Here is a 12,209-nt window from a genome sequence, read left to right as displayed (position 1 = left end):
CATCACTTGAGTGGCAAAGTTTTTATCAGGAGCCAGATAACTGCTATTTGCTTCTAAGATTGTTTACTCTTAAAAATCAAAAAAACAACGTACCTAAAAAAGTATAATTCAAAAATAAGTGTGTAAGTGGATGATTACAATACGGATTTCGTAATTCAAACGAATTACATCTTCGTAAAGTAGTGTTTTGACCCCGAATTAACATATATGGATCTGAAATGTTTTTCCAGGCTTGGGGTAGTAAGGAAGATCTTGTTCTATGAATAAGAGACTAACGTGTATTTTTTATGAAACTACTCAGTTATGTCTCTATTGATCGAAATTATTTCCATCTTAGGATGTCGCAAGTGCTTAAAAAAAATGAACCGGAGCATCTCCGGTATTATTTAGAGTCGGGAAGGATCCAATCCTTGTGGAAAAAATCTTCTTTCACCTTCATTAAATCACGATTCGGATCGATGAATGGTAGGCTTTTTTTGCCGTTTAAGGAGACTCTTACTTCCGCAAAGACCGCAATATCATCACCAGTCCTTTTCTTTTCCTTTTCTCCCAAGAAATGAGCGAATTGAAGGATCAGATCCGGTTGGGTGCTCATCATTGTTTTTTGGACTTCATTCAGATAAGATTCCGGTAAAACATATTGGATCTCTCCGGTTCGCGAATTGACCAGCTGGAAACTTGCGATCCCATTCTTCTGGATCAGCATGATATGCCATGCGAATCGAAAACCCTGCTCCGTCCATAAATGGTTTCCAGGATATAAAAAATGCCTGAGAGGAAAGAATATCTGGATCAAAACATATAAGGAAACTACCCAAACCCCGTATCTGGAGACGGAACTAGAGGAAAATTCCCGAAGTTTTGTTTCGAGACTTCTTCCCCATGCATTCGGTTTTTCTAAAGTATCTAAGAGTATTAACAAAATTTTTGCGGAAAGAAAACGGAAAGTGACCGGTAACTTATTCCAAACGGTTTTGAATAAGTTTCTCAGTTCTCCATACGGAAAAATCCCTCTTTTTTTTAAAAATCCCCTGGCTTTAATCGGCCAATCCGGAGGAAAGAATAGTAAAGCGGAGAAGATCATGATCCAAGGAAACATACCGATCGGAAAAAGTTTCCAGGTGAGAATATGAAAGATCAGAACAGAACTGTAAGCCCATGGCCTCAGATTTCTTTTCAGAAGACAGAATGGAACAAATAGATCGAAAAATAATCCTGCATAACTGAAAACATAACCTGCGATCGGATAGGAAAAAAATCCTCCGATTACCGGGAAGTCCGTGTTTCGCACCAACCAAATCCTAAGAGGTTGTGCAGAAAACAGCCAGTCCGGAACTAATTTTGCCAATCCCCCGAAAAAATAAACACAACCTAATTGGAATCTCAGGATCCATAAAGACCAATTCGGGATCTTGGGACTGCTCCATCTACCGTTCCGATATGCTTCTAAAAAATGAGATAAGGAAAAACAACGATCCGCTGGGATCCAAAATAAAAGAAAGAGTAACAGAAAAACCAGATAATAATGATTAAGATAAGTAGAAACGTCTAGAAGATTAAAATATGAAAATCCCAACCAATAAACCAGAACCGAAGTCCTATACAATACTCCCAGAGAAATGAATAATGCAGCGATACATAATATAATGAAAACAGAATATAATAAAGGCCCAGGGAGTACGCCTATCCATGAAAATCCGAAATGTTTGAAATGAAAACCAGGCTCTATAAAATATTTTTGGACCCAACCATACTGAAGATAACGCGCCGAGATGAAAAATAAAAGAATACCGAACCCGAATCTAAAAAATCCTAAGGACCAAGCGGGAGATTGTTCGGATAGTTCGGACTTATACCGATTCCAAAGAGACAAGTTTGATTCCTTTTTATTTATTGAACGGATCGAATGAAACCGTTTCCTAGATCGATCCAATTACCATTCAATTTGTTTTTTCCCAATCGAGCAAGCATTCCAGGGACTTCTTCGAAGTTGGACGGAAGAATTTCTTCTAAATGAAAAATCTTCTCTCCTTCTTTGTGACAATTATCAAACGAAACGGGAGTAGCGCCTTCGAAGAGTAATTTTTTCCCACCTTGGTTCTGGGTTTGTAAAGGATGATCAAAAACAAAAACATCTCGATCCTGAGAGATCGCATTTGATGCAGAAGACAATGCTCCACTTTTTGCAGGAGCCTCCATCACTAAGAGAGAAGGTGAGATCCCGGTAATGATCCTATTTCTTTTCGGGAATGCATATTTTCTCACTTCAAAACCGGGAGGGCATTCCGTGATCACTAAACCATTTCCGGAAGATTTCATTCTTTTATATAAAATCCTATTTTCGTGAGGATATTCTTTTTCCGGGCCTGTTCCCATAACTCCTATTACAGGAATTTCTCTATCCAGTGCCTGGGACATGGCTGATGCATCCACTCCTAAGGCTAAACCGGAAATAACGCCGTCTAATCCGAGAGATTGCACGAAATCCGGAATTAGTTTAGAGTAATTTAATGTGATTGGAGAAACCTTTCTTGTTCCTACAACCGCCAAATAGGAAAGTTTTAAAAGCGAGATATTGCCGAAGCAGAATAAATTGGGCGGAGGATCATAAATTTCTTTTAGGAGATCCGGATATTCCGGATCAAAATAAGAAACGATTTCCGCTCCCAACTTTTTCAAGGAAGATGAATAATGTTTAGAATCTAGCTTCGCTTTTTCTTTTAAATCTTTCGGAAGTATTTCTTTCAGTTTTTCCAGAACCTCCCATTTGGAGAGGCTCTGGGATAGGAATCTGGACCTGGTTAGGATCCGGTACAGGCTTGGAGAAGAGAGTGAAAGAAAATCCATACTGGATCCTCGCATTAATTCTCAGAGGATTCCATTTTTTTAAGATTATTTATTACGTTTTTATAAGATTCGTTTTCTTGCAGATCTTCTTTAATGAAGCCGTCCTTTTTAAGGCCTTCTATCGTATTCTTCAAATGTAAATAGATCTCTTTCGCTTCTTGCGCCTTGCCGAATCTGTATAAAAAATTTCCTTTTGCGAATAGCACAGGAACATTGCGAGGTTCTTTTTTTAAGATAGAATCCAAAAGTGTGAACGCCTTCTCCTGGTCTTGGAAGCCTGCATTGATCCCTTCCCAAGAAGAATCCGCCATGGAAGAGTCAAAATAGATCAAAGCCAATTGGTAAGGAAATCTGGAATCTCTCGTATCTTGTCTGGAAAGAGATAGGAAAATTTCAATAGCGATCTGTCTTCTTTTAGGTTCCCAGCCTCTGTCTTTGGAAGCGTTTGCATAGGATAAAGCGGTTTCAAAAAGAAGCTGTTGGTCCACAGGCATGAGAAGTTGCGCTTTATCGAAATATGGAAGAGAAGACTCAAAAAAATGAACATCGGCGCCGATCACTTCTGTTTTTCCGGAACCTTCTTCTTGGATTGCTTTATTATAATATTTGGATGCTAGATCGTAATCGCCGATCTTCATATATCCTTGGGCGATCTTCCAACTAAGAGCGCCTGCGGATCTGGTTTTGGAAGCCATTTCCCGGATCTTCTTTTCTAATTCGATGATCTCGGATTCATCCATATTCAAACGGCGTTTCCAGGCTTCTAGATCCTCGACTGTAGGAGGTTTTGTATTTTTCCCGGAAAATTTACTTAGGTTCTTACAATCGGAAATCAGAAATACAAAAAGAAGAATGAGAAGGAAAGTAATCCTCATTTGATTCCACCTCGGGAAGAAATCGTATTTGAAATACCATGTCCGAGATGTGGACAGATGGTCCACGGAAAATCCTGAAAAGGGAATTTTTTTGGAAGGAAAAATGAAAGATCTAAGAGGAAAAGGGAGAAGGATTCTATACCTTCTCCCTTTTTAAATTAAGCGTTGTCTCTGGAAATGCTAGAGATCACCAATGCTCCACCCAAAAGGCCTAGGTCTTTTAAGGTATTGATAATAGAAGACATATCTCCTTTGATTGCTCCCGGCAAGTGTAGAAGAGCAATATAAATTCCTAAAAGTACAGCCAATAGGATCATCGCGAGTTTGGTTTTTTTATTTATAAAAATACTGACAGAGGCTGCGATCATGGCGGCTCCAGTTACATAGATCCAAATCACTCCTCCTGGAACAGGAACCATTCCGGCCATTTGGCTTCCGGCTACAAAATGATTGATCCCAAAAAGTAGGAACGGGACAGCGTATACATATTTCCCGATTGTTTGCATAAAAATTTTCTCCTCGAGTTTGATCGAAAATTGCTTTCGCAAAGCGACCGTTAATTAGTATGTATGATTCCCCCTCACGCAAGGAGAAAATGGATTGGATCCCGGAAAAAAAAACGATCTTCCGCAAGGTTGGAGATTAGTCGGTCTTGAGGATTTACAAATCCTGATCCAAATGGAAAAAACAGTTTTTGGAAATTCGTCTTGGTCCAATTATTCCATCCAAAGTCACATCGAAAATCATCCCGCTTGGATCAAAGAAGATGTAGGCTATGTGTTTTATATGGACCTAAACGATTTCTCGGAATTATTACGGATAGGCATTCTGCCTGAAAGACGAAAAAAAGGAGAAGCAGAATCCATTCTAAGAACTCTTTGTAATCTGTTCCCGAAGGTTATTTTAGAAGTTTCTAATTTGAATTCTTCTGCTATTTCCTTATATTCTAAATTAGGTTTTTTGGAATCCGGAAGGAGGAAATCTTATTACGGCCCGGGAGAGGATGCGATCCTAATGGAGAAGTTCCGCTAAAAGGGAAACGACTTTTTGATCACTCTGATCTGTACTAATTCTTGATTGGAAAATAAAAAATACAATCTCACTCTCAATGGAAAAGGTTTTTTCCAAAATCTGAATTCTTTCAGATTCACATACATTCCTAGATCAACCTCGGTATAATTGTTCTCCGTCTGGATCCAATGAAATGCGTTGGATTGGACTGTTCCTTTTTTGTTGAATACCATGATATCTGAAACATATTCAGGATCGTCCGGAAATTTTCCCTGATGAAAACCTACCAGGTCCAGTTTTTTCTTTTTGATATAATCCATTACTCTTCTTTTAGAACTGCCAAGCGGTAGTTCATCCAATGCTTCTCTTCTTAATAAATAAGAAGAAGTTTCCAAATAAGGTCTTTTTAGAATATATAAGAATATCGTAATAAATACGGATAAAATTGCGGCCGATTTGATCGCGATTTTATGAGAAGGTTTTAGTTTTTCTGCAAAAGTACCACGCAACTTGCGCCCAATCCTTCGGTTCTGCCCAAGGCTCCCATTTTTTCGGTAGTAGTCGCTTTCACTGAAACACAATCCTCGGCAAGTCCTAACAAATTAGAAAGAGAGGATTGTATTTTAATTCTATGTGGAGAAATTTTAGGCCTTTCTCCGATCAAAGTGCAGTCAATATTCACCAGACTGAAATTTTTCTCTTTAGCAAGATCCAAAGTTTTTTGCAAGATCAATTTAGAGTCCATATTTTTGAGAGAAGGGTCAGTGTCCGGAAAATATTGTCCTATATCTCCCAGTCCCATGGCTCCCAAGATCGCGTCGGCTAACGCATGTATTACGATATCAGCATCCGAATGACCGATCAATGCATATTCCGAATCGATGATCGCTCCGCCCAGAATTAAAGGGCGGGCCTCGTTTGTCTCTAATCTATGAAAGTCTAGTCCTTGCCCTATTCTATACATTAAGTTACTTATAACTCACATCCAACATTCTTTGGACAGCCATTCTTCCTTTTTCCACTATCTCAGGATCTAACTTGATCTCGAATTGTTCGTATAAAAGCGCATCTTTAATTTTTTCTAATGTAATTCGTTTCATGTGAGGGCAGGTCCTGCAAGAAGAAACAAATTGTCTATCGGGGAACTCGGATCTGAGATTGTCTCCCATAGAACATTCTGTAGCTAAGAACACATCTTTCGCTCCGGAATCACGGATGAATTTGGACATCTGAGAAGTGGATCCGGCGAAATCGGAAACTTCTACCACGTCTGTGTTACATTCAGGGTGAGAGATGACGGTGACCCCGGGCCATTGTCTACGAACGGAAAGTATATCCTCCGCAGTGTACATCTCATGTACCATACAACGTCCGGGAAAGGAGATGATCTTTTTGTTGGTTTGTTTCTGCACGTTTCCGGCGAGGTATTCGTCAGGAAGAAAGATAACCGTATCTGAATCCAAAGAATTTACGATCTGAACTGCGTTTGCAGAAGTGCAGCAAATATCGGTTTCTGCCTTAACTTCTGCGGTACAGTTTACGTAAGTGACTACCGGGACTCCAGGATATTGGTTTTTTAGTTTTTTAACATCTTCTCTAGTGATACTTTCCGCTAGAGAACAGCCTGCTTTCAGATCGGCAATGAGTACCTTCTTATCTGGAGACATAAGTTTTGCAGTCTCCGCCATAAAATGGACCCCGTTAAAAAGAATAATGTCAGCATCCGTTTCAGCGGCCGCTTTACTCAGATAGAGTGAATCCCCGAGTATGTCCGAAACTCCGTGAAAAACGTCCGGAGTCATATAATTATGTCCTAAAAGTACTGCGTTTTTTTCTTTTTTGAGACGATTGATCTCCTGGATGAGAGGAAGTTTTTCCTCTATCTCATGTTCCATATAAGTGGATTCCAGGGATTTTCGAATATCCTCTATGGTTTTCATGGGCTCTCCCGGCTAGTTTAGGCGGTTCTATCTCTTTTTTAATTTCGACTCCTAGATTTAGGAGTCCGGCAACCTAAATGTAAAATTGTCGAAAGAACTAGGTTTTGCAAGTGTTTATAATCGAAATCGATTCTTTTCGACTAGTCCGGTAACAAAACAAAGGTTATGAGATAAATCACGGTTTCGGGCCTCAGGGGCCTGGACCTTTTGGGCAGGTTTTTAAAATAAATTGACAGAAAAAGAAATGCCGGGATCAATACGAAGTTATTCCTAAAAATCATCCATAAAGGATTGGTATTAACCCAATGAAAAAAATTTCTGCTCTGCTCCTCGCGGGAGCATTGGCACTTTCGGTTTCCAACTGCGGCGAAAAAGTTGAAGTCGAATACCCTGTTTTTCCTAAATCAAAAGAGGGACGCCAGCTTCAAAAATTCCTAGGCTCTATCCGCAACGTAGGTTTAGCAGTCGAAAAACCCCAAAAAAGTCTTTGGGAAACCGTTTTCGGAGCAGGTTCCAGCTTTATCGATCAAATGCCTTCTAAAGTCTTCGAAGCTTTCGACAAGGAAACTTATTACAAACTGATCGACCTGAGCAAAAGAGCTGACTCTATCAACGAGGCTTCTTTGACTCTTACGGGAATCACCAAAAGTCGTGTTAAACTCGGAAACCAATTAGGCGCCGAGGCAATTCTTCACATCGGCTATCAAAAACCATACACCGAGTGCGGAAGCGAGATGATGGTAGATTACGGCGCGGCTGCGTTGAAAGTAGGTGGAGCAATCGCTTCTATGGCTACCGGAAAGCAAGTTGATACCGGAAGCGGACCTGTTAGCAAACAAACTGGAATCCGTTATATGCTTATTCCTCTAGACGCTACTTTAATTAAAGTAGAAACTGGAGAAGTTAAAAAAGCTGTAGTTTCTAACCCTGCAAAAGTAGACGCAGGAGTAGGTAACCTGGATTGCCCTTCCGTTCTTGACTCTTTCGGAAAAGCTTTAGACGAAGCTGCTCTTTACATCAAAGACAGACTTTCTCCAAAAGTTAAAACCGAGTATATCAAAGTATTCAAAGACGACGAAGATCCTGAAGTTGCAGGATACCTTGACGACGGATACCAAGAGATCACCGGAGAAACTCCTAGCTTCAAAAAAGCGAAAGAGAACTGGGAAAAAGCAGATAAAAAAGCTGGTGGAAAGTCTTGGGGAGCAAAAACAAACCTAGGAACTTACTACTTCCAAGCTGGTGACTTTGAAAAAGCAATCAAGCTTTATGAAGAAGCGATGAAACTCAGTGGAGCTGACAAGAACTACGTGAGAGAACTTCGTAAACGTGTAGAAGCGGCTGCTGCCGTTGATGACACTGAAAAGTAAGAAAGTAAAACTTTCTTTCGGTTTCAAGAAAAGCGGGCGGCTAACGTCCGCTTTTCTTTTATGTGCTGCATTCTTCTTGTCAGATTGTAGCAGAACGAAACCGAATTTGGAAGAATGTTCAGATGCTCAGATCCATATTTCCAAATTGATCGCAAACGATGAAACTATGGAAAAAGGTGTACAAGCATTGATGTTAAGATCGATCTTAAAACCCGAGACCAGCGAAGCGATCATCAGAAGTTGTGTGGAAAATAAAAGTTTACTACAAGTACAATGCGAACTCTCAAAGGAGAAGTTTGGCGATCTACAGGATTGTAAAAAATTAGCTCCTAAGAGAGCAGAAGAAAGCGAAGAAGGCTAAAAGTTTTTACTTATAGATATCATGTTATATGAGATGAAATAGGCCCCGATACTATCGGGGCCAAATCGAATCTTAAAATACAGGAATTAAATTCACCGAAGGTTTCTGTAAAACTCCACCTGAAGGGGCAGTATACGCGGTAGATTGTAATTCCGTCCCGTTTTGCAGATTATACCGTTTCAGATATGCTGTGTTTGTGGAACCGGAACCAATGAAGGTTAGAAACACATCTGCGTTGGTTCCCGTACTTACAATATCAATTTCTCTGCTCGTATTTGAGATAGGACCGAAAGGAAATGTGTTGGCAGTATTATTCGGAAAAACTCCGTTTGCAGATGTCACATATTGTAACGCAACATTACCTACACCGCCTCGCGAAAAGGCTAGGATCGTTTCTCCATTTGATAATGCAGCAAGTTGAGCGGTAGATAAGTAACCGTTATCGTAATAGTAATAACTATTAGTCCAATTAGAGCCGTTTGTACTTGTTCGGATCGTAACACCGTAATTCGGTAAAGGAGTCGCATAAGAAACCCAGATTTTCTCCGCAGCTGATCCTGCGCCAGTTACGACTGCCGACAAAGAATAATTATAACTTCCTGCCCCGCCGTATCCGAATACATAAGTCCAAGTGATACAATCGCTGCTTCGATAAAGGCTCTGGCCGCCTTGGGGACTCGAGTAGTTCAGATAAAAATTCCCCTTAAAATAAACGAATCCGAAAGAAGAAAACGTGGAGAAGGTAATATTACTCGAGGCTAAATCCGTCATGGCAAGATTTCCTGTGGTAATTTGGTTCCTTGGAGCGGAAGCAAAACGAATTATATTCCCTCTCGAATACGCCATAAAGCTAAGCCCTTGATCCGGTGCATTTGCGATTTTTACAGCTTGGACACCAGTATTTTGAGAATAATATGCTAACGGACTCTGTGGTGCTGGATACGTGGATTGTCCTAAAATTTGTCCACCGGCGGAAATTCCTCCTGCGCTAGCGTTTTCGACAGAAAGAGCTAATTCCATTTGATTCATCGGGATCACTTGATTGGGTTGGAAATCGACGTAGTAATTCCCACTTCCTGCAGTACTATGATTTCCGTGAGTCGCAGGGCACATGCTCTGAGAAACTAAAGGTCCGTAATGAAGAACTCCACATTGGCTGCACCATCTCCATCCATCTTGCTGTGTGCTTGGAGAAGTAGAAGTAATACGAAGAACATACGAACCGCTTCCTGTAGAATCGTGAGCTCCTCCTCTCGGGCATACATTCGGAGCACCTGGAACATCGAACCACATTGCCTGGCAATTCTTACACCAATGCCAATGGTCTTGGAATCCGGATGGAGTGGGTTGCCCGTTACTAAGATAGGGAAGCTGATAGTTTGCGCTTCCTATCGCTTCATGGAGTCCGCCATCCCTGGGACAGATACTATTGGGCGGTTGTCCAGGGCCAAAATAAAAAAGTCCGTTGCATTTATGGCACCAAGCCCAATTCGATTGTGTAGACAGACCTGCAATCACATACTGCGCGCTTACAGAATTACTAGAAGTTGAACTCGAATTTTGAATCGAGGACAAAAGCCCAGAAAGAAAAGAGACTTCTTTTTCTCCATGATGTTCGTGAGGATTACAATTCCCAATAATAGGCGAAAGAATTAGTACCAATAAAACTGTGCTGATGATGCGTGAACGCATAGACACTCCTTGAGTTTAAGCGAAGCCGACACGTCGATGAGGAAATAAATTATTTATTTTCTGAGAAATAACAGATCGGAGACATATATAACCATAGATTGGAGGCTTTGTATATCGCTCGAATGGGTAGTTTTATTCATTTTTCCGGATTGTAGAAACCGGAGAAGTCTAAAGTTTTGTAGTGAAGGCTTCTTCCATGGCAAAATTAAAGCTAGTCCAACTACCTGTTCCTCCTCCTACTGCCTTTGCCGCTACGGGAAACGTTCCCTTGGCTGCGGGATGTTTGGCTGTTTCTGCTCGAGAGAATGGCTTGGAGAAAAAAGGTCTGGAGCTAGAAGTTCTGGATCCTGATATCACTGATAAAGAAGGGGATAGCCAACTTGCAGATAGGATCGCAAAAGATGAACCTGAGTTTTTGGGCTTTTCCCTTTATCTTTGGAATACTGAAAGAAGTCTACATCTCGCAAAAGAAGTAAAACGCAGATCGCCATCCACTAAAATTTTGATCGGAGGACCAGAAGTAAATCCGGACAATCCGTTTGTTCTCTCCGAAACAGGTTACGATATTGCAGTCTCCGGCGAAGCAGAGCATACATTCTCTGCCCTTATGGAGACTCTTCTTAAAAAGGAAGATCCTAGGAGATTACCAAATATTGCAGTTAGAGAATTGGATGGAAAGATGGGAATGTTTTCCAGAGAGGAGAGTGCTTCCTTTCCACTTACGAGTTATCCTTCTCCTTATCTGCAAGGGTTTGTGCCTGTGGATCCCGCAAGATCTACTTATTTGGAAACCGTAAGAGGATGTAGATCCCAATGCACTTATTGTTTTTATCCTAAGAGTAGCAATGTATTAAGAACTTTAGATATACCCGAGACGATCAAACTTCTTTCCAGTTTGAAAGACAAGGGCGCCAAAGAGTTGGTATTCTTAGATCCGACATTCAATCATAGACCTGGCTTCGAAGAATTTTTAGACGCGATCATAGATGTAAATTCGGACAGAGCTATGACAATGTTTGGAGAATTGAGATCCGAAGGAATTACGGAAAAGATCGCAGATAAACTCGCGTTAGCCGGTTTTAATCGAATTGAGTTAGGGATGCAATCCATCAATAAGGAAACCTTAAAGCGTGTAAAACGTTTTGGAAGTCCAGAAAAAGTAGCTGAAGCTGCTAGAATGCTGGCTGATCGAGGGATCGAGCTATTATTGGATCTGATCATCGGACTTCCTGGAGATACTCCGGACGACGTTATGGAAGGAATAGAATTCTTTTACGGACATGGGTTAGGGGAATGGGTCCAGGTATTTCCATTGTCCATTCTACCCGGAACTGCGATGAGAAAAGATGCTGAGTCCGAAGGATTGGTATATCTTCCCAAACCTCCTTATAGAGTGATCCGAACTCCTAATTTTAGTCCGGAAGCGCTTAGCTCCACATTATTCCGTTCAGAAGATAGATTGGATAGAAGGTTAGACGAAACTCCTCGCAGTTTATTATCCGATCCTGACCCTAGAGTTTCCGATATATTCTCTTTTTCTCCAGGGCTAACCGAAAAGTTCGGGTTAGAAGATTTTTCCATTTCGGGTGCCAGACATGTTTCCATCTGGTGGAGAGGGGATAATTTAGAAAAATCTAAAAAAGAATTCTTTGATAGATTGAATTATAGATTCACTAAGGATCCTTTTACGGTCACGGATCTCGTTTTATATCCTAAGTCCAGTTTTGATCCTGAATTGATCACCGAGATTATGGAAGAATTTTCCAAGGTCCCGGCATCTTATCTTTCTCGAACACTCGCTCATAGAGGGGAGAATATGCTACATAGGATCGTTCTTGTTCTTCCTCATGGCGTTTCTTTTCCATTAGAATGGGTTTCCGAGATCAAAGAATACATCCCTGTTTTCCAAGAAATGGAATGGGAAGAAGCAGTGCAAAAATCCGAAGAACTCGGCGGAGAATTTCCGGGAGCCAGGATCATTTCCAAAAATGAAAATCGTTCAGCTTGGAAAATCCTAAAAGAAAATGCAGATCCTGAATCTGTTACGTTCGCCGACAGAGTTTTAGAAAAACGTTGGTGTTGGGAAGTTTTAGGCTATTCCGAGAAATGAAAT

General features: G+C 40.8%; 12 protein-coding genes. 4 read left to right on the top strand and 8 right to left on the bottom strand.

Features of this window, described 5'->3' with window-relative positions; genetic code table 11:
* Positions 1-382 precede the first annotated feature (382 nt).
* The 4 genes from LPTSP_RS11200 to LPTSP_RS11185 all read right to left on the bottom strand — a co-directional run bounded on the left by LPTSP_RS11200 (position 383) and on the right by LPTSP_RS11185 (position 4,228).
* Positions 383-1,873: an HTTM domain-containing protein gene (locus LPTSP_RS11200; RefSeq protein ID WP_108928837.1), complete on the bottom strand. Its 1,491-nt coding sequence runs from the start codon at positions 1,871-1,873 to the stop codon at positions 383-385.
* Between the two features lie 17 nt (positions 1,874-1,890).
* A complete protein-coding gene (locus LPTSP_RS11195; protein ID WP_108929882.1) occupies positions 1,891-2,847 on the bottom strand; it encodes a DNA-processing protein DprA in 957 nt (318 codons plus the stop codon).
* A 14-nt stretch (positions 2,848-2,861) separates the two neighbouring features.
* Positions 2,862-3,722, bottom strand: a complete 861-nt coding sequence (locus LPTSP_RS11190; RefSeq protein ID WP_108928836.1) for a tetratricopeptide repeat protein — start codon at positions 3,720-3,722, stop codon at positions 2,862-2,864.
* A gap of 158 nt (positions 3,723-3,880) precedes the next feature.
* Positions 3,881-4,228, bottom strand: coding sequence for a DoxX family protein (locus tag LPTSP_RS11185; RefSeq protein ID WP_108928835.1), 348 nt, complete (start codon positions 4,226-4,228; stop codon positions 3,881-3,883).
* Between the two features lie 94 nt (positions 4,229-4,322).
* On the opposite strand from LPTSP_RS11185, the gene LPTSP_RS11180 reads away from it, so the two are divergent.
* The gene (locus LPTSP_RS11180) at positions 4,323-4,754 is read left to right on the top strand and encodes a GNAT family N-acetyltransferase (RefSeq protein ID WP_108928834.1); all 432 of its coding nucleotides are present in this window, start codon (positions 4,323-4,325) and stop codon (positions 4,752-4,754) included.
* Here LPTSP_RS11180 and LPTSP_RS11175 read toward each other — a convergent pair.
* Genes LPTSP_RS11175 through nadA form a run of 3 tightly spaced genes read right to left on the bottom strand, consistent with a single transcriptional unit; the run spans position 4,751 to position 6,673 of the window.
* Positions 4,751-5,242, bottom strand: coding sequence for a hypothetical protein (locus tag LPTSP_RS11175; RefSeq protein WP_108928833.1), 492 nt, complete (start codon positions 5,240-5,242; stop codon positions 4,751-4,753). The two genes, LPTSP_RS11180 and LPTSP_RS11175, sit on opposite strands and share 4 nt — an antisense overlap.
* On the bottom strand, positions 5,215-5,697 hold the full coding sequence (gene ispF, locus LPTSP_RS11170; RefSeq protein WP_108928832.1) for a 2-C-methyl-D-erythritol 2,4-cyclodiphosphate synthase: 483 nt from the start codon (positions 5,695-5,697) through the stop codon (positions 5,215-5,217). Before ispF ends, LPTSP_RS11175 begins: the two co-directional genes overlap by 28 nt.
* Positions 5,698-5,701: 4 nt before the next feature.
* Positions 5,702-6,673, bottom strand: a complete 972-nt coding sequence (nadA, locus tag LPTSP_RS11165; protein ID WP_108928831.1) for a quinolinate synthase NadA — start codon at positions 6,671-6,673, stop codon at positions 5,702-5,704.
* A gap of 305 nt (positions 6,674-6,978) precedes the next feature.
* Between nadA and LPTSP_RS11160 the strand changes: the two genes are divergently transcribed.
* Together LPTSP_RS11160 and lep are read left to right on the top strand one after the other, a co-directional pair.
* Positions 6,979-8,043 carry a lipoprotein LipL41 gene (locus tag LPTSP_RS11160; RefSeq protein ID WP_108928830.1) on the top strand — a complete coding sequence of 355 codons (1,065 nt, stop codon included), beginning with the start codon at positions 6,979-6,981 and terminating at the stop codon, positions 8,041-8,043.
* The gene (lep, locus tag LPTSP_RS11155) at positions 8,027-8,404 is read left to right on the top strand and encodes a LipL41-expression chaperone Lep (RefSeq protein WP_108928829.1); all 378 of its coding nucleotides are present in this window, start codon (positions 8,027-8,029) and stop codon (positions 8,402-8,404) included. Before LPTSP_RS11160 ends, lep begins: the two co-directional genes overlap by 17 nt.
* A 72-nt stretch (positions 8,405-8,476) precedes the next feature.
* On the opposite strand, the gene LPTSP_RS19050 is transcribed toward lep, so the two are convergent.
* Positions 8,477-10,096 carry a hypothetical protein gene (locus LPTSP_RS19050; RefSeq protein ID WP_135354754.1) on the bottom strand — a complete coding sequence of 540 codons (1,620 nt, stop codon included), beginning with the start codon at positions 10,094-10,096 and terminating at the stop codon, positions 8,477-8,479.
* A 196-nt stretch (positions 10,097-10,292) separates the two neighbouring features.
* Between LPTSP_RS19050 and LPTSP_RS11145 the strand changes: the two genes are divergently transcribed.
* On the top strand, positions 10,293-12,206 hold the full coding sequence (locus LPTSP_RS11145) for a B12-binding domain-containing radical SAM protein (protein ID WP_108929881.1): 1,914 nt from the start codon (positions 10,293-10,295) through the stop codon (positions 12,204-12,206).
* The last annotated feature ends 3 nt before the right edge of the window (positions 12,207-12,209 follow it).

Origin of the sequence: Leptospira johnsonii (assembly GCF_003112675.1) — a bacterium.
Lineage (GTDB): Bacteria > Spirochaetota > Leptospiria > Leptospirales > Leptospiraceae > Leptospira_B > Leptospira_B johnsonii.
The sequence above is the reverse complement of the archived record's forward strand: the minus strand, read 5'-3'. Positions and strand labels throughout refer to the sequence as shown.